The organism is bacterium (genome assembly GCA_024224155.1).
Taxonomy (GTDB): domain Bacteria; phylum Acidobacteriota; class Thermoanaerobaculia; order Multivoradales; family JAHEKO01; genus CALZIK01.
This window is the reverse complement of sequence record JAAENP010000129.1, coordinates 14,457-35,610: the sequence shown is the minus strand read 5'-3', so window position 1 is coordinate 35,610 and position 21,154 is coordinate 14,457. Positions and strand designations below refer to the sequence as shown.

16 protein-coding genes are annotated in these 21,154 nt (G+C 64.2%); 10 read left to right on the top strand and 6 right to left on the bottom strand.

Annotation, left to right across the window (positions count from 1 at the left end):
- Positions 1–22 precede the first annotated feature (22 nt).
- From GY769_07515 to rpsT, 7 genes are all read left to right on the top strand, one after another.
- Positions 23–622, top strand: coding sequence for a Tol-Pal system subunit TolQ (locus GY769_07515; GenBank protein MCP4201765.1), 600 nt, complete (start codon positions 23–25; stop codon positions 620–622).
- 21 nt (positions 623–643) lie between these two features.
- A complete protein-coding gene (locus tag GY769_07510; GenBank protein MCP4201764.1) occupies positions 644–1,060 on the top strand; it encodes an ExbD/TolR family protein in 417 nt (138 codons plus the stop codon).
- A gap of 12 nt (positions 1,061–1,072) precedes the next feature.
- Positions 1,073–1,819: a TonB family protein gene (locus GY769_07505; protein MCP4201763.1), complete on the top strand. Its 747-nt coding sequence runs from the start codon at positions 1,073–1,075 to the stop codon at positions 1,817–1,819.
- A gap of 8 nt (positions 1,820–1,827) precedes the next feature.
- Positions 1,828–3,183, top strand: coding sequence for a hypothetical protein (locus tag GY769_07500; GenBank protein MCP4201762.1), 1,356 nt, complete (start codon positions 1,828–1,830; stop codon positions 3,181–3,183).
- Positions 3,184–3,412: 229 nt separating this feature from the next.
- Positions 3,413–3,889 carry a peptidoglycan-associated lipoprotein Pal gene (gene pal / locus GY769_07495; GenBank protein MCP4201761.1) on the top strand — a complete coding sequence of 159 codons (477 nt, stop codon included), beginning with the start codon at positions 3,413–3,415 and terminating at the stop codon, positions 3,887–3,889.
- Between the two features lie 18 nt (positions 3,890–3,907).
- On the top strand, positions 3,908–4,702 hold the full coding sequence (gene ybgF, locus GY769_07490; protein MCP4201760.1) for a tol-pal system protein YbgF: 795 nt from the start codon (positions 3,908–3,910) through the stop codon (positions 4,700–4,702).
- A 66-nt stretch (positions 4,703–4,768) separates the two neighbouring features.
- Positions 4,769–5,035, top strand: a complete 267-nt coding sequence (gene rpsT / locus GY769_07485) for a 30S ribosomal protein S20 (GenBank protein ID MCP4201759.1) — start codon at positions 4,769–4,771, stop codon at positions 5,033–5,035.
- Positions 5,036–5,074: 39 nt separating this feature from the next.
- On the opposite strand, the gene GY769_07480 is transcribed toward rpsT, so the two are convergent.
- Genes GY769_07480 through nusB form a run of 3 tightly spaced genes read right to left on the bottom strand, consistent with a single transcriptional unit; the run spans position 5,075 to position 8,595 of the window.
- On the bottom strand, positions 5,075–5,623 hold the full coding sequence (locus tag GY769_07480; GenBank protein MCP4201758.1) for an LptE family protein: 549 nt from the start codon (positions 5,621–5,623) through the stop codon (positions 5,075–5,077).
- Entirely contained in the window at positions 5,620–8,094 is a 2,475-nt protein-coding gene (locus tag GY769_07475) for a leucine--tRNA ligase (GenBank protein ID MCP4201757.1), read from the bottom strand. The genes GY769_07480 and GY769_07475 overlap by 4 nt, the downstream gene beginning before the upstream one ends.
- A 12-nt stretch (positions 8,095–8,106) precedes the next feature.
- Complete coding sequence (gene nusB / locus GY769_07470; GenBank protein MCP4201756.1) at positions 8,107–8,595, bottom strand: transcription antitermination factor NusB; 489 nt, start codon at positions 8,593–8,595, stop codon at positions 8,107–8,109.
- 260 nt (positions 8,596–8,855) lie between these two features.
- Between nusB and GY769_07465 the strand changes: the two genes are divergently transcribed.
- Together GY769_07465 and GY769_07460 are read left to right on the top strand one after the other, a co-directional pair.
- Entirely contained in the window at positions 8,856–11,792 is a 2,937-nt protein-coding gene (locus GY769_07465) for a methyltransferase domain-containing protein (GenBank protein ID MCP4201755.1), read from the top strand.
- Positions 11,793–11,820: 28 nt separating this feature from the next.
- Complete coding sequence (locus GY769_07460; protein MCP4201754.1) at positions 11,821–12,237, top strand: hypothetical protein; 417 nt, start codon at positions 11,821–11,823, stop codon at positions 12,235–12,237.
- 211 nt (positions 12,238–12,448) lie between these two features.
- Here the strand turns inward: GY769_07460 and GY769_07455 are convergent, their stop codons facing one another.
- From GY769_07455 to GY769_07445, 3 genes are all read right to left on the bottom strand, one after another.
- Entirely contained in the window at positions 12,449–13,609 is a 1,161-nt protein-coding gene (locus GY769_07455) for an SGNH/GDSL hydrolase family protein (protein MCP4201753.1), read from the bottom strand.
- 502 nt (positions 13,610–14,111) lie between these two features.
- Positions 14,112–16,262: a S8 family serine peptidase gene (locus GY769_07450; GenBank protein MCP4201752.1), complete on the bottom strand. Its 2,151-nt coding sequence runs from the start codon at positions 16,260–16,262 to the stop codon at positions 14,112–14,114.
- Positions 16,263–16,756: 494 nt separating this feature from the next.
- Positions 16,757–19,186: a hypothetical protein gene (locus GY769_07445; protein MCP4201751.1), complete on the bottom strand. Its 2,430-nt coding sequence runs from the start codon at positions 19,184–19,186 to the stop codon at positions 16,757–16,759.
- Between the two features lie 498 nt (positions 19,187–19,684).
- On the opposite strand from GY769_07445, the gene GY769_07440 reads away from it, so the two are divergent.
- On the top strand, positions 19,685–21,016 hold the full coding sequence (locus tag GY769_07440; GenBank protein MCP4201750.1) for a hypothetical protein: 1,332 nt from the start codon (positions 19,685–19,687) through the stop codon (positions 21,014–21,016).
- Positions 21,017–21,154: the final 138 nt, after the last annotated feature.

Sequence of the window (21,154 nt, the reverse complement as noted above, 5' to 3'; positions counted from 1 at the left end):
GGTCCTCGGCGTGATGTCGATCGTGACCTGGAGCATCATGCTCGGCAAGTTCTTTCAGCTGCGCAGGATCGCGACGCAGACTCGAGAGTTCATGGAGGTCTTCCGGGCCAGCCAGCGTTTTAGTGAAGTCAACGCGGCGGCGGCCCGCCTGTCGGCCTCACCGCTGGTCGGCCTGTTCCAGGCCGGCTACGCCGAGCTGGATACGCAAATCAAAGCGGCCGACCAGGAGATAACAGCCGGTGGCACCGGCTACCAGATTCGTTCGCTCGAGAGCCTCCGGCGCAGCCTGAGACGAGCCATCAGCGTCGAGCAGACGGTCCTCAGCCGCGGTACGCCCTTTCTCGCGACCACGGCGGCGGCGAGTCCCTTCATCGGTCTGTTCGGAACCGTCTGGGGGATCATGATCGCCTTTCGCGATATCGGCGTCACCGGCTCGACGTCCCTCGCGACCGTCGCGCCGGGGATCGCGGAGGCCCTGATCAATACCGCGGCCGGGCTGGCCGCGGCCATTCCGGCATTGATCGGCTTCAACTACTACGTCAATCGCATTCGCCAGATGCGCGTCGAGATGGAAGATTTCCTGCTCGAGTTCATCAACTTGGCGGAGCGGAATTTCACTTAGAGCAAACAGCAGGAGACCGCGATGGCCTTCAGTCTCATGCCCGCCGGCGACGAGGAACCGCTGCTGGCCGAAATCAACGTGACCCCACTCGTCGACGTCATGATGGTCCTGCTGATCATCTTCATGATCGCGGCACCCATGTTGCATCAAGGTATCGAAGTGAATCTTCCCGAAGCCGATGCCGAAACCCTGCCCACGCGAGTCGACGATCCCCTGGTGTTGTCGATGAACGAGCAAGGTCTGGTGTTCGTTCAGGACAAGCCGATCCATCCGAGTCAGCTCGTCGAGCGGCTGACTCCCCTATTGACCGCGCGCGGCGACAAGAGTCTGTTTCTCAAGGGTGATCGGGATCTCCCCTACGGCAAGATCATCGAGGTTCTCGACATTCTGCACAACGGCGGCATCACCCAGATCGGGCTGGTGACCGAAGGCACCTAGCGGCATCTTCGAATGAGACAGCTCGTCGATGACGTCCTCGCCACGCGCCGCTCCCGCGACAACCGTCGGCGGAAGCTCATTGCCGGCGTGACCGCGGTTGCGGCACACTCGCTACTGGCGGCGTTGATCGCCCTCGCGCCCGCCTTCGCCGCGCGCCGGCAGAGCCAGGTGCGCGACTACATGAGAGTCATGATCGTTCCGGCCAAGGCCCTGGGGGACGCCGCCGCGCCGGTGAAGCCGTCGCCGCCAAAGCCCAGACCGTCCAAGCCCAAGGCCGCTCCGGTGGTCGCAAAAGAAAAACCCAAGACCACCCCAGTAAGGCAGGCCGACGCCGAGCCCGAGGTCCAGCGGCCGGCCTCCGGCCCAGCCGCCGCGGACGCAGCCGCAGGGGAGGCGGCACCGGAGAGCCGCCAGCGCCGGGGCGGCCCGGACGGAACCGCCTTCGGCACCTCGCCCTTCGGAAGCTCCGAGGCCAGCTTCGACGACCCCAACTTCATGTACGGCTACTACGTACAACAGATGCTGGCGCTCATCGGCAGCCATTGGACGCGACCGCGGGCGAGTCCGGGAACCGAGATGATCATTCACTACAACATCTCTCGTCGGGGTGAGCTGACCGGAATCGAGATCGTCAAGGAATCCGGCAATCGGGCTTTCGATCTGGCGGGCTTACGCGCGGTGACCCTCGCTTCCCCGCTGCCGCCCCTGCCGCAGAGCTACCGCTCGGACTCGCTAGGCGTGAATCTGGTGATTCGATAGGAACACGCATGAAACGACGCTCTCTACTCGCCGCGATTCTGGTCCTGACCTTCGTGGCACCGTTCGCGCTCTGGGCTCAGTCCGGTCTTCCGGACGAGCAACAAGACATCACGGTCATTTTGGAAGGCTCGGCTCGCTCTCGCCTCCGCCTGGCCGTGCCCGATCCCGACGGAGTCGAGAACCTCTCCCCTGTCGGGCGCAAAGCGGCGACGGAGATGATCGCGGTCCTGCGCGAGGACCTTGAAGCCAGCGGCGCTTTCATTGTTCAGGGTCCGCTCGAGCTCTCGGTGCTCGAGCTCACCGGTGATCCACTGACCGACTACGTGCTCTACGAGTCGATTGGCAACGAGCTGCTGCTCGAAGCCGACCTCACCGAAGAGCCTGGCCGGCTCGTGCTCGAGGGCCGGGTCTTCAATCTCGCCAGCGCCAACTCGGTAGTGGGAAAAAGATACCGGGGCGGGTTCGAGCTGGCCCGCCGCATCGCCCACACCTTCGCCGACGAGATCGTCTTCTATTTCACCGGCCGGCGCGGCGTGGCCCTGACTTCGATCGCCTTTCACTCCGATCGCGCCAAGAGCAGCGGGCGCGAGATCTACCTGATGGACTACGACGGCTTCAATCAGCGCGCGATCACCGCTCACGAGACCCTGTCGATGTCGCCAGACTGGAGCCCGGAGGCGGATCTCATCTCCTATGTCTCCTACCTCAGCGGCGGACCGGCGCTGCACCTGGTCGAGCTACGAACCGGGCGCAAGTCACCGATCGTTACCGACGGCGACTTCAACGTCTCACCTTCGTTTTCGCCCGACGGCAAGACGATCGCATTCTCGCGCTCGGTAGGCAACGGCAACACCGAGGTCTTCCTGTGCAATCGCGACGGCTCGAACCTGCGGCGCTTGACCACCGCCCGCGGCATCGACACCAACCCGGCCTGGAGTCCGACGGGGCGCGAGATCGCTTTCACCTCGAGTCGCTCCGGAACGCCTCAGATCTACATCATGAGCGCCGAGGGAGCGAACCTGCGTCGCATTACCTTTCTCGGCCGCTACAACGACGGCGCCGCGTGGAGCCCTGACGGCACCAAGCTGGCTCACTCGGCGCGACGCCCCGACAACTCGTTCGATATCGCGATTACCGACATCGTGACCCAGGAGACCCGGTACTTGACCGAGGACGCCCCGGGCAGCCACGAGTCCCCGAGCTACTCGCCGGATGGCAAGAAGCTGGCGTATGCCGCCAACCTGACATCTCGCGGCGGTTCCAGCACGCAGATCTTCACCATGGACCTGGACGGCGGCGGGAGACGGCAGCTGACACGCTCCGGCAACAATTTTGCGCCCTCGTGGTCCGGCCATCCAAAATAGTGAAACTCGTTGAAAACCTGTTGCTGATCGCTGACAATATTTGCTAAAGTTCGATCGCTAATGGAACTTTTGCATCTTGACCCGTAAGAATCTGACTAAAGCTCGATCAGAAAAGGAGATGGTGATGTACCGACGGACATCGACAGCCGTGGCCTGGGCCTTGGCGTTGGTTTTGGTGGCCGGCCTCGTGGCCTGTGGACCCAAGGACGTGCCGGAATCGGCCCCGGTGATGGAAGTGGAAGAAGAGCCCGCACCCGCCGAAGTGGTCGCGCCAACGCCTGCTCCCGACACGACCATGGACGAAATCCCACCGCTTCTCGAAGGCGAGCTCATCGAGATCCAGGAAAGAGCCATCGCTCAGGGCCTGCTCGGTGACGTTTTCTTCGACTTCGACAAGTTCGACCTGAGACCCGATGCTCGCGAGCGCCTGCAGAAGAACGCCCAGTTCATGAGGGAGTACTCGATGCTGGAGTTCGGCCTCGAGGGTCACTGCGATGAGCGCGGTACCAACGAGTACAACCTCGCGCTCGGTGAGCGCCGCGCCAACGCGGCCAAGGACTATCTAATCTCGCTCGGCGTCAGCGCCAGTCGTGTTCGCACCATCAGCTACGGCGAAGAAAAGCCCTTCTGCATGGGACACAACGAGGATTGCTGGCAGAAGAATCGACGCGGCCACTTCGTCCTCACCGGTCGCACCGATAGCTGATAGACCTCGTAGTTGCCGATGGCTCTCATCCGCCGCCCAGCGATAGCGCTTCTGGCTCTTACACCGCTAGTAGGTGGTTGCGTTTCGACCAGCGACATCGAAGCGATTCAGGCGCAGCTTTCCGACATCCAGCGCCAGGTCCTGGTCCTGCAACAGCAGAGCTCGAGCAAGGAAGAAGTCGCCACGTTGCGCGGTGAGGTCGCAACCCAGACCGAGGCCTTGCTCAAGTCCGAGGCCGAGATGCTGGTCGGCCTGGAACAGCTCTCGACCCAGATCGAGCAGCTCCAGGCGAACCTCGGTGACAGCAATTACCGGCTCGCTCAACTATCGCAGCAAATCACCGCTACCAATCAGGAACTGCAGGCCGTGCGGAGCGCTCTCGGCGGATCGCTCCGACGGCCGGCCGCTCCCACGATCGAGCCGCCCGAGAATCCACGTGACCTCTACGACTCCTCCTACTCCGACTATCTGGGCGGCAAGTACGATCTCGCGATCTCCGGCTTCCGACGCTACTTGGATGCTTTCCCGGAGACCGACCTGGCCGACAACGCGAACTACTGGATCGCCGAGTCGCTCTTTTCTCAGCGCAAGTACTCCCAGGCGGTCAACGAGTTCGACCAGATTCTCAAGAGCTATCCCCGCAGCGACAAGATCCCCAGCGTGCTGCTCAAGAAGGGTTACGCCTATCTCGAGGTCGGCCAGCGGGAACAGGGTCTGGTCCAGCTCCGCAACGTGGTCCGGCAGTACCCGCAGTCCGACGAGGCCAACCTGGCCCGGCAGCGCCTGCGCTCTCTGGGTGTTGACCCCGGCTAGCCCGACCGCTACACTCCGCCAGCGCTCCGGGTAGGGCCCGGCGCGAAACCTCGAGAGAGACCCACCATGGCAAACAACAAGTCCACCGAAAAGCGCATTCTGCAAGCCGAGCGCTCCCGCCAGAGAAACAAGGGCACGAAGAGCCGCATGAGATCCGCGGTCAAAGACCTTCGCAGCGCCGTTGCCGAGGGAGACGCCGACAAGGCCAAGAACCTCTTGCCGCAGACCCTCCGCCTGGTGGACGGTACCGCTCAGAAGGGCGGCATCCACAGAAACGCCGCCGCGCGCACCAAGTCCCGCCTGCAAAAGGCGGTCGCGGCGATCGATTCATAGCTCGGCCGGACGGTCGAGACGGAGCTCGACCGTCTTGGATCAGAACCCTTCGAGCAGGTCGATCACCAGAGTCTGCGCGAACTTGACCGCGACCTCTTCGATGGCCTCGTCCTGGCGGCTGAAGAAGTCGGCTTCCGAGACATTGGCCTCGTAGAGCTCGCGAAACGTGTAGCGGTCCTGCTGCCAGAGCACCTCGTCACCGTTGGCGCGCGTGAAAAGCATCTGGGCCCCGATCACGATCTCGTACTCCGTGGCCCGGCCTCCGCTGGCGAATGTGACCGGTCGCACGTAGTAGGAGTTCACCGTGCCGCTCAAAATGCCGTCGGCTTCGCTGCGGTTGCGCACGACCTCGAAACGACGCCGGGTCACGAACTCGTCCGCGATCGCCCGCGCCAGAACCTGCTCGAGCTGTGATCGCCGCGTCGTGTTCTTGAGCGCCTCGACATAGATGTTGCGGACGTCTTCCGGGAGGGTGCTGGTGCGGCCCACGAGCGCATATCCGCATCCGATCAGAAAGAGCGGAACCAGGGCGAGGGCCGTCAACGCCCGGGTCCGCGATGCCGTCGAGATCCTCTTGAGCAGTGTCATGCGCTTTGCCTCGTGACGAAGTTGACCAGTCGACCGGGAACGAAGATCATGCGAGCGATCTCCCGGCCTTCGACGTGTCGGGCCACTCTATCGCTTGCCAGCACCAAATCCCTCACCCGCGCCTCATCCGTGTCTGCGGGGACCGCAACCCGGTCCCGGAGCTTGCCGTCTACCTGAACCACCAACTCGACGGTCTCGGTGGCGAGCTTGTCCGGATCGAAGTCCGGCCAGTCGACATCCAAGAGCGATTCGGGATGTCCTCTCTCCTCCCAGAGCTCCTCCGTGAGATGGGGCGCCATCGGGTGCAGCAGCTGAAGCAGGGTGTCGAAGCTGCCCTCGCAGACGACGCGCGAGGCCGACTTCTCCTCGACCGCTCGCGACAGGCCGTTCATGAGCTCCATGAGCCCGGCGATGGCCGTGTTGAACTTGAACTTCTCGAGATCGCGGGTGACGCGCTCGACGCTCTGGTGAGTCAGACGCTCCAGCTCCTCATCCGCCATGCCGTTGTGCGGTGCCTCTCCGAGCCGGCTCTGCATCCGGATCACGCGGTTCAGGAAACGATAGGCGCCGTAGACAGCCTCGTCGTTCCACTCGACTTCGTCTTCCGGAGGCCCCAGGAACAGGGTATAGACACGTTCGGTGTCCGCGCCCATGTCCTCGATGAGCTTGTCCGGGGACACCGTATTGCCGCGGGACTTGGACATCTTCTCCACCCGGCCGCTGGCTTCGGAGTAGCGCGTGATCATCCCCTGGTTGAAAAGATTCGTGAACGGCTCCTCCACCGCTACGAGACCGAAGTCGTGCAAGACCCGGCACACGAAGCGCGCGTACAGCAGATGCAGGATCGCATGCTCGATACCGCCGATGTACTGATCGACCGGCATCCACTCCTCGGCAACCTCGGAGCTGAAGATCCTCGTATCGTCTCTTGCCGAGAGATAGCGCAGGTAGTACCAGGCGCTGTCGACGAAGGTGTCCATCGTGTCGGTTTCCCTGCGCGCCGGACCGTCGCACCGGGGGCAGGTCGTGTTCACGAAGTCCTCCGATCGCGACAGCGGATTGCCCTGCTTGCCGGTGAACTCGACGTCATAGGGCAACTCGACCGGAAGCTGGTCCTCGGGAATGCCCACGGGTCCACAGCCTTCGCAATAGACGATCGGGATCGGCGTGCCCCAGTAGCGCTGCCGGGAAATCAGCCAGTCCCGAAGGCGGTAGGTCACCCGGGCCCGGCCGAAGCCCTTCTCCTCGACCCAGGCGACGAACTTGGCGACGGTCTCCTTGCTGTCGCTCAGGCCGTCGAAGGGCTTGGCATTCCGAATTGTGCCGCGATTGAGAATCGGCTCGGTCATTGACGCGGCGTCGACGTCTTCGTCCTCCGGATGGTAGACGAGGCGGACCCCGAGTCCTTCCTGGCGGGCAAAGGCGAGGTCGCGAGCGTCATGGGCGGGTACGGCCATGATCGCACCGGTGCCGTAGTCCGGGAGAACGTAGTTGGCCAGCCAGATGGGAATCTCTTCGCCGGTCGCGGGATTGAGCGCCATGGCTCCCGTGTCGCGCCCTTCTTTGGTCACGCCTTCGCCCTCTCGCTCCAATCTGAGGGTGTTGCGGATGCGCTCGATCCACGACCTGACTTCTCGATCGCGTTTCCCGTCGCCGAGGAGTCTCTCGACCACCGGATGCTCCGGCGCCAGCACCATGAAGGTCGCCCCGTGAATGGTGTCCGGCCGGGTGGTGAACACGGTCAGCGCCTCGTCGATGGCCGGGATCCGAAAATCGAGCTCGGCGCCCTCGGAGCGGCCGATCCAATTGCGCTGCATCGTCTTGACCCGATCGGGCCAACCGTCCAATCCGTCCAAACCGCCGAGGAGCCGCTCCGCGTACTCGGTGATCTTCCAGAACCACTGCTCCAGGTCTTTTTGGATCACCTCCGAGCGGCAGCGCTCGCAGCGACCTTCCACCACCTGCTCGTTGGCGAGCACCGTCTGACAGCTCGGGCACCAGTTGACCGGCGCTCGCTTCTTGTAGGCCAGTCCCTTTTCGAACATACGCAGGAACAGCCACTGGTTCCAGCGGTAGTAGTCAGGTCTGCAGGACGCGACTTCCTTGGACCAATCGAAGAGGATGCCCCAACGTTTGAACTGCTCCTTCATCACTCGGATGTTGTTGAGCGTCCAGTCCCGTGGATGTACCGAACGAGCGATCGCGGCGTTCTCGGCCGGCAGACCGAAGGAGTCCCAGCCCATCGGATTCAGGGGTCGCTTGCCGCGCATCCGAAGAAAGCGGTACAGAGCATCGCCGAGTATGTAGTTGCGACCGTGCCCGACATGCAGCCGGTCTCCCGAGGGATACGGGAACATCATCAGCATGTAGTACTTGTTTTGGGAGTTCGACAGGTCGATCTCGGCCACCCGGCGCTTCTCCCAGCGGCTCTGCCATTTCGCCTCGATGGTTTTGTGATCGTATTTCGCCATGGATACCGCCTCTTAACTCATCACGCCCGGGAACTGGCGCTTCTTGAGCAGGCCGTCGAGCAGCCCGTTGACGAATCGCCCCGAGTCCTTGGATCCGAACTTCTTGGCCAGCTCGATCGCCTCGTCCACGATAACGAGCTTGGGCACGTCCGGCTCGTAGAGGAACTCGTAAACCGCGAGCCGCAGAATATTGCGATCGACGGCGGGCATGCGCTCGAGCCGCCAGTGCTCGGCCTGGCCGCGGATCAGGTCGTCGATCTCCTGCAGATTGTCGAGAGTGCCGCGAACCAACGCTTGCGCGTAGGTGAAGGACTTCTTGGAAGCCGCCGTCTCGGGCGCCTGGGGGGTCGGGGGGCCCTGCCGGGCATTCACTTCGCCGTCGTCGGTGCCGTACTCCGCCGGCCGGAAGAGGCTCAGAGCTTCCTCGGCCTCCGAGGCGCCCAGATCGCACTGGTAAAGGGCCTGGGCCGCCAACTCGCGCCCTTTGCGTCTAGGACTCATCCCAATCCGTTCTCTCAAGGAACTTCCGAGTCACCGGAGATCGCGCGTACCCCTCTTCCGATCGGCTCGAAATGCAGTATAGAGGTGCCCCCCAGGCCGGTCAACGTAATCGGGGACACGATTCCTTCGTGTCCCCTCCCGACTCTTGACACGATTCCTTGGTGTCCCCTCTCGACTCCTTCGCATCCTTCATCAAGGCGGTCTCGGGCCCTGGACCGTCCTGGTAAACTAGGCGCACTTGGAGTACGCGCCGGGCGCCGGTGCACAACGAGAGTAAAGCCACTTTGGTCACGCCCGGTAGAGACTCGACCGCGATCCTCGGGATCTCAGCCTTCTACCATGATTCCGCCGCTGCGCTGTTGGTGGACGGCGAGATCGTCGCTGCGGCCCAGGAGGAGCGCTTCAGTCGCAAGAAGCACGACGAGCGCTTCCCCGTCCGGGCGATCGACTACTGCCTCGAGGAGGCCGGCGTCGGCCCCGAGCAACTCGACTACGTGGGCTTCTATGACAAGCCGGCGCTGAAGTTCGAGCGCCTGCTCGAGACCTATTTCGCCTACGCGCCGGCGGGATTCCCGTCCTTTCTGCGGGCGATGCCGGTCTGGCTCAAGCGCAAGCTCCATCTGCCGCGCGAGATGCGAGCAGCCCTCAAGGGAGCGTACGAGAGCCGGTTCGTCTTCACCGAGCACCATGAGTCACACGCGGCCAGTGCCTTCTTCCCCTCGCCGTTCGAGGAGGCCGCGATCTTGACCCTCGACGGCGTGGGGGAATGGGCCACCGCCAGCTGCGGGGTCGGGCGCGACAACCGCATCGAGCTGGCCCAAGAGATGCATTTCCCGCACTCGCTCGGCCTGCTCTATTCCGCCTTCACCTACTACTGCGGATTCGCCGTCAATAACGGTGAGTACAAGCTGATGGGACTGGCGCCGTACGGGCGGCCGACCTACCGGGACCTGATCCTCGACAGACTGATCGACCTGAAGGAGGACGGGTCGTTTCGGCTCGACATGTCCTACTTCAACTACTGCCAGGGTCTCACCATGACCTCGGAGAAGTTCCACAGGCTGTTCGGCGCTCCACCGCGCCGGCCCGAGGCGTCTACCGAGGGCCTGTACGTCAACCTTGCCGCCTCGATCCAAAAGGTAACCGAGGAAGTCATGTTGCGGTGCGCCGGCCACCTGCAGCGCACGACCGGGATGAAGAACCTCTGCCTGGCGGGCGGTGTCGCGCTCAACTGTGTCGGCAACGGCCGCATCCTGCGCGAGGGGCCCTTCGAGAACATCTGGATCCAACCGGCCGCGGGGGACGCCGGGGGCGCCCTCGGCGTGGCCCAGTTCATCTGGCACCAGTTGCTCGACAAGCCGCGCCGGCCCCAGCCAACCGACGGGCAGAAGGGCTCGCTTCTCGGAGTCGAGTTCGACGACTCGGAGGTCGAGTCGTTCCTCGCCACGGTCGATGCCGACTGGCAGCACTTCGCGGATGACAAGGCGCTGTGTGAGCACGTTGCCGCCGCGATAGCCGAGGGCCAGATAGTGAGCTGGTTTCAAGGACGCATGGAGTTCGGTCCCAGAGCCCTCGGATCGCGGAGTATCTTGGGCGACGCGCGCGATCCGCGAATGCAGTCGTTGATCAACCAGAAGGTGAAGTTTCGCGAGGGCTTCCGACCGTTCGCGCCCGTCGTGCTCGCCGAGCACGCCCACGAGTTCTTCGAAATGAAGGTCGGCCACGAGAGCCCCTACATGTTGCTCGTCGCGCCGGTCGACGAGTCGAGAAGGCTGCCGATCCCTCCCGAGCTCCAGAATGCCCAGGGCCTCGAGAAGTTGCTGCAGAAGCGCTCGCAGATCCCATCGGTCACCCACGTCGACTACTCGGCCCGCGTGCAAACGGTCGATCCTCTCCGGCACGGGCTCCTGCGCACCCTGATGGAGACGTTTCAGCGTCAAACGGGTTGCCCGGTAATGGTCAATACCAGCTTCAACCTGGGGTGGGATCCCATTGTCTGCTCACCGGGTGACGCCTACCGCACTTTCATGTCCTCGGACATCGACGTGCTCTGCCTGGGCAGGTTCGTTCTTCAGAAGAGCCTGCAACCGGCGGTGGTGCGCTCTGCGGCGGCCCGGCTCGATCCGGCGGCGTCCAGCTCGGCGCTCCGCAGCCCGTGCTGCCGAGCCCCGCTCGCGGATCGCGGCCACGAGCTCTCGTGCGCCGAGTGTGGCCAGGCGTTTCCGGTTACCGACGGCATTCCCCAGCTCTTCTGGCCCGAAGACGACAGCCGGGTGAACGAGACCACCGAGATCGTCAAGTCGTTCTACGAAGAAACACCGTTTCCCAACTACGACGACCACGACTCGGTGCGCTCGCTGATCGAGAAATCACGGCGCAGCGGCTACGCCCGGCGGCTCGACGAGTCGATCCCCTACAACAGCACGGTACTCGAGGTCGGCTGCGGCACCGGTCAGATGTCCAATTTCCTCGGCATCGGCTGTCGCCAGGTGCTGGCCACCGACATCTGCATGAACTCGCTTCGGCTGGGCGAGACCTTCCGTCGCGAGCACGATCTGGAGAGGGTCAGTTTCCTGCAAATGAACCTCTTCCGGCCGGCGCTCGAGCCGGAGGCTTTCGACATGGTCCTCTGCAACGGCGTCCTGCATCACACTCCGGCACCGCAGCGGGGCTTCGAAGAACTGGTAAAGCTGGTTCGGCCCGGAGGACACATCATCATCGGCCTCTACAACCGGTACGGTCGGCTCCTGACCGACTTGCGCCGGCAGGTCTTCCGGGTAACCGGGGGCCGGCTGCGCGCCATCGATCCGGTCCTGCGCCAGGCCGGTCTGAGCGAAGGCAAGCGCCGGGCCTGGTTCGCCGACCAGTACCGCCACCCCCACGAGTCGAAGCACACCTTCGGTGAGGTACTCGCCTGGTTCGACCGTTCGGGCCTCGAGTTCGTCCGGGGCCTCCCGGCAATGCGCTCGACCGACGATGGCCTGGCGGGCGCGAGTCTGTTCGAGCCACAACCACGCGGCGGAGCGCTCGACCACCTGCTGGCTCAGCTCACCGAGATCGTCTCGCCGGGTCAGAAGGAAGGCGGGTTCTTCGTGATGATCGCCAGGAAACCGGGCGGTGAGCCGCGCGAGCGAAGCGTCGTGGCCGCCCCGAGTCAACAGGTCGAGGTCGAGCTCAGGCCGAGCGTGGTGTCCTGATGCCGGAATCGAACCACGAGGCGAAACGATGGCCCTGATCGAGCTCAACCTCTATCCGGCGAGACGGGACCTACGGTGGTTCGGTCTGATCGTCCTGCTCTGCTTCCTCACCATCGGCGGGCTGGTCTACTGGAGGACCGAGAGCCTGCGCCTTCCTGTCGGGCTCTGGGCCGCCGGAGCCCTGCTGAGTGGCATCTATTACGCGGTCGAGCCGTTGCGGGTCCCCATATACCGCGCCTGGATGCTGCTGGTCTTCCCGATCGGCTGGACGGTATCGCATCTGGTGCTGGCTCTGATCTATTATCTGCTGTTCACACCGATAGGACTTCTCATGCGCCTTTTTGGGCGCGACCCTATGCACAGGCGATGGAATTCGAAAACCCCCACTTACTGGATCGACCGCCAGGAAACGAGCAATCTCGAGCGCTACTTCCGCCAGTTCTAGCCAGGAGCGATACGATCGGGTCTGAAATGACGAACCAAGAAAGAGACCAGCAGCTGGAGCGCCTCGCCCGGGGGCGTCAGTCGAATGCCTTCGTCGAGCTGGCGTCGCTGGCGATGCGGCGCAAGAAGTACTGGCTGCTGCCGGTCATCGTCGTCCTGTTGCTGTTCGGAATGCTGGTTGTGCTCGGCGGCACCGCGGCCGCGCCGCTGATCTACTCCATCTTCTGACCGGGCTGATCGGTCTGATTCGCGAGCAGGACCTCGGCCATCGCCCGGGCGACTCGGTAGCAGCCCTCATCGCTGTAGTGCGTCGGGTCGACATGCGACCTCTCGAGGCCGGCGAGAGCGTCGACAATCGGATAGAGCCCGGCGTGCGGCTCGGCCAGCAAAGCGTCGTAGGCCGCCGCCACCAAAGGTTGAGAGCCCGCGTAGGGCTTGCCGGTCTGATAGCCCTTGATCGGCTGCAGGAACTGGTAGACATCAACGCCCAGGGCCTCGCCCACCGCAATCAAGAGACGGCGATTGGTGTGCATATGTTGCTGCGCGAAGGCGACGGGATCCTCGTTGGCCACGTAATAGCGCGACCTGCGCGTGAGTTGAAACCCGCGTCCGAGCCCGGTCTCTTTCTTGCCGCGCATCATGCGGATTGGCGGGAAGGTCGGGTTGAGAGTGATCCAGGGTAGCTCCTTCTGAACGTTGTAGGAGCGCTGGCGCTCGCTCTCCCAGGCGCGGTAGGCAAAGTCCGAAAAAAAAGGCGCCGGCATGCCCCAGGTCAAGACCGCGGCGTCGTTCAGTCCGTCGAGCAATACCACGGCGTCGGGCTGGCCGCCGTCGCGGAGCAGAGAAATCAGCAGATTGAGCTCGATCGAGCTGAAGTAGTACGAGTGCCCGTGATTGGTGACTCGGACCCGCCGCTCGGGCAGCCGCTCTTGGAGGATCGTCTGCAGGTGGGAGGCCACGGTCTGGCTATCGGGCATGCCCCAGCCGAACATCGTCGAGCCCCCCAAGGTCCAGACGGCGAACTCGCGATTTGAGTCCGGGCGAGGCGATGGCGCCAGCGTGCCACGATTGCCCGCCTTGGTGACGCTGACCAGCTTGCCCGGAAAGGGCCGCTCGCGAAAAACCGTCCACGGATAGAACTGGTAGGAGCGTCGCTCCCCCATCTCGTCGAACTCGCGTCCGGTGAGGATCGCCTCCTCACGTGAAATACGAACATAGGAGTCGAGGTCGAAGTCCGGGGAGTAGATGCGCACCTCCTGCTCGGGCTCGGGAACCCACAGCGCCATCGCTCCGAGACAGAGAGCGGCGAGCAGCAGTGAATTCAGCACCACGACCGCGGTCGTCTTGTAGATCTCGAAGAACTTCGTTGACATCGCGTGACTCCGTCCGACGGCCCGGTTCCGAATCCTACTCGATTCGTTGGGACGGCTCAGCCGAAGAAGAGACCAACTGGGCCCCTTGGGTGCGAACTCGCCGATCGGCCAGCAGGATCGATGAGAGGAAGCGGTACTTGACCGCCCGAGGCCGCGATCAACTGTTGACCTACCTGAATGCGGCGGAGGTAACCGTTCTCATTCCGCCAGAAATCAGAGGGGAGCGTGTTCATCGGCGAATCGAAGAGTTCCTGACTTGGTCTCAAACCAAGCGAGGAGCCGTTCGCAATCCTGCCGGTAGGCCGGCTCCGCCGCTGACCCAACGCGCTCGAGCTCGCCAAATCACTGCCCAACTTGAACATCGGCTCCTGGATGTTAGAAACCCGCATTGAGCAATGGGGAGATATCGCCAACCTCTAGAAGGCTACAGGGGCGTGCAAGGCCGCCGAGACAGCCTGGGTAGGCCACAGCTGGGAAAAGCGAATTCCTATCCCGACAACCCCTACTCGACGGTGATCTCGATCTCCTCCGCCGCCGTCTCGGTGACGCCGTTGTGCATGGTGACGGTGGTGCGCACCCGAAATGTCCCGGTGGGGACGAAGTCGGGGATCTCCGCAATCGACCACGGCAGCTCCCGGAGCTCTCCCGTTCCGGAGGGTGAGAGGTTCTCCATCGACGTGAGGAGCACGAACTTGAGATTCCCGGCCTCGTCGCGGAGCTCGAAGCGGCCGCTCACCGTGCCGTAGTAGCCGCCGGCGTAGGAGGCGTTCTCGTGCACGTCGAGAAGGGCGTGGAGAGTGACTGGATCGCCGATGCGAAACTGGGTCTGCGGCTGGTTGAAGTCGCCGAGGCTGGCCACGACGCGCTCGAGAGTGAAGTCTCCCCCGGTCTTTGTCGTCGGCAGCCGGTGCCCCTTGCCCGCAGCGATCACCAAGGCGTAGTCCTGCGGAGCACGACGCACCCTGGTCCCCTTCACTACGACGGTCCAGGCGCCCGGCCGAGGCCGCTTCACCAACAGGTGCTCGACGTTGTCGCGGAAGTTGCGTCCTGTCGTCGCCGCGACCAGGGGCTTCGCCGGATCGGGAACGAACGGCAGGACTTCGTCGTTGCCGAAGCGGGCCGAGATGTCGAGGTCGTTGACCAGGCGACGGCCGGGAGGGTCATGCCACACCAGGGTGACCCGCAGCTCCTTCCTGCCCCTGGGCACCTCGAAGCTGTAGGCCTGCTCTTCCCCGTTGTGGACGTTGTTCTCGACGAAGCGCGACCTCACCGCCTTGGTCTTCCTCAAGCCCTCCTGGCCGGCAACCGTCTTCGCCGCCAGCTCGGCGTCGACGAGGCCGTAGCCGTGGACGTAGTCCGGTCCCTCGATGCCCAGGTCGCGGGCCGAGTTGATGAGCAGCGCCTTGATCAAGGCCGAGCTCGGATCGGCGCCGTGGATCTTCCGGTACTGATCCAGCAGCAGCGCCGCCACTCCCGCCACCATCGGGCACGATCCCGAGGTGCCGGAACCATAGCCGTAGGTGTCGTCGTTGTTGGTGGAGTAGTAGCGAAAACCGGGCGCCACCAAGTGGGGGCCGATGCGGCCGCCCCAGGCCGGACCTCGCGAGGAGAAGCCGGTGATGACGTCATCCTTGTGGGTAGCGCCGATAGCGAGGACGTTCTTGGAGTTGCTGCTCACCGTGAGCCGGTCGAACTCCGGGAAGTCGCGATGCCAGCGGTCCGGACGCCATACCTTCCCCATCTCGTCGAGCATGCGGGCCAGCAGGTTCGTGTCGCTCTCGTTACCGGCGGCCCAGATAGATAGGACGTCCGTCCGCGCAACCATCTCGTCGAGGGCGTGGTTGAAGTTGGTGTAGTAACCGAACTTCGTCTTGCCCCTGGCCGGAAGCCAGTTGCGGCTCTTGTCCAGCCGTCGTACCGGCAGCGACTCGGTGTCGGCATCGTAGGACCAGGAGTTGGCCGAGATTCTCATGCCGTAGCGATCGGCCGCGTACTTCATCTCGCCCACAGGATCGAAGGGGATGATGAACGACAGAATCCCGGCCGAGGGCGCCACCCCGCGAGCCAGCGGGTCGCCCAGCCCGGCGGCTGCGATGGTGCCGGCGATAAAGGTACCGTGGTTGCGGTCGGCCCATTCCTCCGGCAGCTCGAGCGAGCTGGTGTCGTGAACGACGATGACGCGGCCGTCGAGCTCGACGTGATCCTCGTCGACGATCCAGGAATCGGTGACCCCGACCAGAACACCATCTCCGCTAGGCCGCCGGTACTTCTTCTTGTTGAGCACTCGCTCGACCCGCATCCGCTTGACCGACAGTGTGTCGGCACGCTTCGTGTAGAGCATGGCCGGATCGATCTGTGCGACCTCCTTGCTGGCGAGCAATCTACGGACTGCGCCAAGGGGCGCCTCGACGATCAGACGGTTGCCGGCGAGATACGCTTCCGCGGCACACTCGACTCCGAGCGAACGCAGCAGACCGCTGGCGCGGGCCAGCGGCACCCCAGGCTCGAAGCGCACGTCCACGGCGACCGGCTCATCGGGCGAGGACTTGTGGACGCTCGAGTCGCCGAGACGAGCGCTGCCCAACACGAGGACCGCTCCGACAACGAGCAGCAGATCCAACGCCCCGAGACCGAGGATCGCCTTGAGCTTCATACGGCACCTCCTCCCGACCCTCTGGCGGCTCGGTGGTGCCTGGTGCGTGGAGAAAAGTGGGCTGCTCTGCCCCCGGCCTTCACCGGGGTCGCCTTCGCCGAGGTGTATTCAGGCTACGCCGCTCACGGCAGCGGCGCACCACCCGCGCGGGTGGGCGTAGGGTGCCAACAATCGGCCCACAGCTTGTTGCCGAGTCCTTGATGGTTTCTCTCAAGATGGTAATGCTCGACGTATTCGTGGACGACGAAGCGTAGGTGTCGCTCGCTGAGTGGCACCACCCGGCGCAGACACTCCGCGCCTCATCGTCGAGCTGCATCCGCTCGACGCCGGCGCAGAAGTCCAAGCCGCCCGTTTGCGCAGATCCGAGGAGACCGTACACCTTCGAACCTTCGGCTTCCGCGGGTCTGGTTCCTCGAGATGCCGGGGCGGCGTGTGAGATCACCCGCCGCCCCGGTGCCTGTGCTGAAAACCTCAATGCAGACCCGCACCCTCCCTTAACCGTCGGAGCATGCCGGATCGGACTCGTCGAGCAGGTTGATGAGCTCGGCGAGATCCTTGGCCATTACGAGCTCGGCGTGCGTCGCGTCGGCATTGGTGAGAATCGCCTCGAGGGTCGCGAAGACGAGATAGACCGGCGTGTCCGCCACCATGTCGCCGTTGGTGTCGATCACCTCGGTCCAGCCCACGGCACCGGCCGCGAAGTTGAGCCACGCCGCGAGAGCTTGCTGAGTCGCTTTGGTGCGCATGTCGGGACTCTTCGACGCAAAGTCGGCCGGCGCCTCCTCGGTGAACACGGAGCTTGCGAAGTCGACGATGTCGAGGAAGGCCTGGAGAGTGACGACGTCGATATGCTGATGCCCCTTGCCTTTGAGCTGCTTCTTCCAAAAGCCCTGGCTGCGCGTACAGTCGATGTCGCCGGTCACCAGCTTGGGGAGCCCCTCCGAGTCGTTCTCGCCGTCATCGTCGGTGAGGTCCACCTGCACCAGGTACACGCCGGGGTCCGCAAAGGTGACCGAGGCCGTGTCGCTGGCGGCGAACGGGAAGGTTCCTCCCGGGCTCTGGATCGGATCCGGCGAGCCGGACGGGTCGCCGGTGTCGTTGTAGTAAGTCGTCGAGACTGCGCTGCCGCTAAAGCCGAAGTCCCAATCAAAGGTGAGATCGTCCGAGCCCGGGTCGGTGCCGTCGGCATCGTGGCTCTGCGAGTCGCCCTGTCGGCCCAGGAACGCGTCGCCGCCGGGGAAGGCCACCGCGGTCGCGGTGTTGAGCGTCACGTCGGGCGGCAGGTTGTTGACGACGTGCGTGGTGCTCTTGCAGCCTTCTCCGCCGTCCTTGTCGGTGACGCAGATCTCGATCGTGTAGCTGCCGTTGTCACCCCAGGTGAAGGAGCCCGAGCAGGTCATGCCGCTCACGGTCTCGCTCACCGAGCCGGCGCCCACGCCGTAGTCGATGGTGCAGGTGAAGGGCGAATCATCGAAGCCCGGATCTGTGAACTCGGCGCTCACGGTAGCCAAAGCCCCTTCGTCCGAGGGCTCGGGCTCGACCACCGGGGTCGCCACGGTGGGCGGCACGTTGTCGACGACATGGGTCGTGCTGTTGCAGCCGGCGTCGCCGTCCTTATCGGTGACGCAGACCTCGACCGTGTAGCTACCGTTGTCGCCATAGACGTGGCTGGGGCCGGTGCAGGTCGAGCCCGCTACGGTGCCCGCTTCGTCGCCGCCGCCCTCACCGTAGTCGACGGTGCAGGTGAACGGTGAGTCGTCGGTGCCCGGATCGGTGAAGGTGGCGTTGGCCACCGCCGGCGATCCCTCGTCCGAGGGCTCGGGCGCAACCAACGGAGGCGCGACAGCGGGCGGCACGTTGTCGACGACATGGGGGGTGCTGTTGCAGCCGGTGCCGCCGTCCTTGTCGGTGACGCAAACCTCGACCGTGTAGCTGCCGTTGTCGCCATAGACGTGGCTGGGGCCGGTACAGGTGAAGCCTGCGACGGAGCCCGCTTCGTTACCGCCGCCCTCGCCGTAGTCGACGGTACAGGTGAAGGGCGCGTCGCCCGAGCCGGCCGGATCGGTGAAGGTGGCGCTGGCCGTGATGGAGTCGCCTTCGTCCGACGGCGACGGAGTGCTGGGCGTGTTGACACTCGGCGCGACGTTGACGACGTTGACCGTCCCGGTGTCGGTGGCGGTGGCGGCGCCGTCGCTGACCTCGAGACCTACGGTCACCGTGTCAGGACCGTTGAGCGCCGCGGCCGAGAACGTTGGCGTGGCGCCGGTGGCGTCGTCGTAGAAGCCGTCGTTGTCGAGATCCCAGGCGTAGGTCAGGGGGCTGGGGGCGCTGTCGGGGTCGGAGCTGCCGGTACCGTCGAGACCGACGCTGGCACCTTCGTTGACCGAGTACGGGCCACCGGCATCGGCCACCGGCGGTGCGTTCATCGGGTCGTTTTCCTGGATAGTCCCGTCACCGATCACATCTCCAAGGAACAGACACGGATCTCCGACCGAAGGGTTCGCCTCGCCGCTGGGCTCGCCGCCGAGGCCGACGGTAAAGTTCTCGTCGCCCTCGAAGGTGGTGTCGTCATTGAGCGTGACCACGATGGAGTAGGTCTGCGTGTCGGCGCTGGTCTGACCGAGGGTGATCAGCTGGCCGGTAATGGCGGTGTAATCGTCGGGCGCGGTGGCGGTGCCGTCGAAAGTACTCCACCAACTATTCGCGTTGACCTTGCCGCAGGGGTTGCAAGTGATGGTGAAGGTGACCGTAGCGTCGTTCTCGTTCGCGACGCCGTCGCCAATGTTGATGTGGGCGTGGCCGCCGTCAGCGGTGCAGGAACCGGGATCAGGATCATGGGCGTTCGCCGCGGCCGGCAGTAGTGCGGCCACTGTTAGCGCCAGAATGCAGGGACCCAAGGTCGATCGAGAAAACTTCCGTGTCATCAACGACTCCTTCGATAGCGGGCGCGGCGGCAATCGCTATCGGCCCTGCCGGCCTACCCATGACTTTTGTTTCGTTCGCCGACCCTGACCCCTCCCCGGGCCTGTCAACGAGCGCGTTATCTCTATTGCCAAATAGGCTAACAGGACTTGGGTGGGCGGACAATATGCGCCCGCGGTGGGTAGTGGGTCAGTTCAAACTGACCCACTACCCCGCGGTGCGGAGCTCAGAACGGCTCTCGTCAGCGACGCTCCCCCACTCCACGCCACTCTTCTTCCTCGGTGGCGAAGTTGAACAACTGCACGAGCAGAGATTTGACCCGGTCGGCCGCCGCCCGACGACCTTCAGCATCGAGTAGCCGCACGCCCTGGTCGACCACAGGCGATGGATCTGGGGAACCCCGGGATTCCTCTTGATGGCTCCGGTTCCCTACCCCAAAGGGCGTTGTGGCTGTCGCGATCTTTCTGTGATGCTCGCCTCGATCTCGAAGAGAAACTGCGTTGAATCATTCGGCTACAGGCTGCTCCAGAGTCCATTGGCTGGCCGACGGCCGGCTCTTGCACAATCGGCCGGCGCAACTCCTGGCGATCCTCGTCCTCGTCCTTCCGCGTCCGGTGGCTCCCGACATCATCAACGTGAGCGGTGGGTGCACGCTGGTGGACGCCGTTACCGCCGCCAACACCAATACGGCGACGGGGCTTTGTCCGAAGGGCTCGGGTGCGGACGAGATCCGGCTCACCGCCGACGTGACCCTCACTGAGGTGAACAACACGACTCCCGCTACCGGCCTCCGCGTCCCCGGACCCAACGGTCTGCCCCAGGTTGTCACCGACATTGTCATCGAGGGCAACGGCCACACCATCGCGCGAGGTACCGGCGCTCCGGAGTTCCGGTTCTTCAACGTCTATTCGTCCTCCGGTAATCTGACCCTTCAAAACACCACGCTGAGCAACGGCGGCGGTGCCTCGTTCGACTACCTGGGTGGCGCCATCGCCAACAGCTTCCCTTCCGACCTCACCCTCACCAACTCCACCGTCTCCGGAAATTCCGCGGGCGGCTTCTCCGGCGGCGGCGGCGGCATCTACAACGGCGGCGACGTGGTGATCACCGGCTCGACGATCTCCGGGAACTCCGCCTACAACGGCGGTGGCCTGAGCAACTACGGCATCGCGACCCTCACCAACTCCACCCTGTCCGCAAACTCCGGTGGTACGAACAAAGGGGGCGGCATCGACAGCCCCGGCACGGTCACCCTGATTCACTCGACGCTCTCGGGCAACTCCGGGGGCGGCGCGATCAACGTCTTCTCGGGGAAGGCATACCTCGAGAACACTCTGCTGGCCGCAAGCCCCACTGCGAACTGCAGAACCGGCAGCGGCACGATCACCGACAACGGCGGCAACCTCGCCGACGACACCAGCTGCGGTGTTCTTGGCACTCTCAGCGACCTCGCCCGGCGCCTTGCCGACAACGGTGGCCCCACCCGCACCCACGCGCTGCTGGAGGGGAGCAACGCCATCGGGTTGCCGATGAGCTGCCCGGAGGCAAAGGATCAGCGCGGCGCCACGCGCCCCGCCGGGGCCTGCGACAGCGGCGCCTACGAGTTCATCGCCTGCCCCGACCTGGAGCTCTCCGAGACCGTGTTCGGAACCGAGACCCGCGAGCACTGCCAGCGGATCGTGCTGGGGCCCGACTTCATCGTGTTCGGATCTGCCGATCTGACCCTGCGTGCCGGCAGTGCGGTCGTGCTCGGGAACCAGACCACGGTCGATGCCAACGGGCGGCTGACGATCGAGATCGACACCGATCTGCAGCTACTGCCTCCGCCGTAGGGTCACGTGCATCGGTGTTGATCGAGAGGAACAGGAAGTCGGGGCGTTGGTTGTAGCGGTCGAGCCCTGTCTGTTTGGCCCGGACAGATAGGTAACAGGTCGACCGCTACATACCGTGGGACCCAGCCCGACTCGATG

Coding starts and splice junctions, on each gene's coding strand:
- GY769_07510 (MCP4201764.1), top strand. CDS start 644: ATGGCCTTCAGTCTCATGCCCGCCGGCGACGAGGAACCGCTGCTGGCC.
- GY769_07505 (MCP4201763.1), top strand. CDS start 1,073: ATGAGACAGCTCGTCGATGACGTCCTCGCCACGCGCCGCTCCCGCGAC.
- GY769_07500 (MCP4201762.1), top strand. CDS start 1,828: ATGAAACGACGCTCTCTACTCGCCGCGATTCTGGTCCTGACCTTCGTG.
- pal (MCP4201761.1), top strand. CDS start 3,413: ATGGAAGTGGAAGAAGAGCCCGCACCCGCCGAAGTGGTCGCGCCAACG.
- ybgF (MCP4201760.1), top strand. CDS start 3,908: ATGGCTCTCATCCGCCGCCCAGCGATAGCGCTTCTGGCTCTTACACCG.
- rpsT (MCP4201759.1), top strand. CDS start 4,769: ATGGCAAACAACAAGTCCACCGAAAAGCGCATTCTGCAAGCCGAGCGC.
- GY769_07480 (MCP4201758.1), bottom strand. CDS start 5,623: ATGACACTGCTCAAGAGGATCTCGACGGCATCGCGGACCCGGGCGTTG.
- GY769_07475 (MCP4201757.1), bottom strand. CDS start 8,094: ATGGCGAAATACGATCACAAAACCATCGAGGCGAAATGGCAGAGCCGC.
- nusB (MCP4201756.1), bottom strand. CDS start 8,595: ATGAGTCCTAGACGCAAAGGGCGCGAGTTGGCGGCCCAGGCCCTTTAC.
- GY769_07460 (MCP4201754.1), top strand. CDS start 11,821: ATGGCCCTGATCGAGCTCAACCTCTATCCGGCGAGACGGGACCTACGG.
- GY769_07455 (MCP4201753.1), bottom strand. CDS start 13,609: ATGTCAACGAAGTTCTTCGAGATCTACAAGACGACCGCGGTCGTGGTG.
- GY769_07450 (MCP4201752.1), bottom strand. CDS start 16,262: ATGAAGCTCAAGGCGATCCTCGGTCTCGGGGCGTTGGATCTGCTGCTC.
- GY769_07445 (MCP4201751.1), bottom strand. CDS start 19,186: ATGACACGGAAGTTTTCTCGATCGACCTTGGGTCCCTGCATTCTGGCG.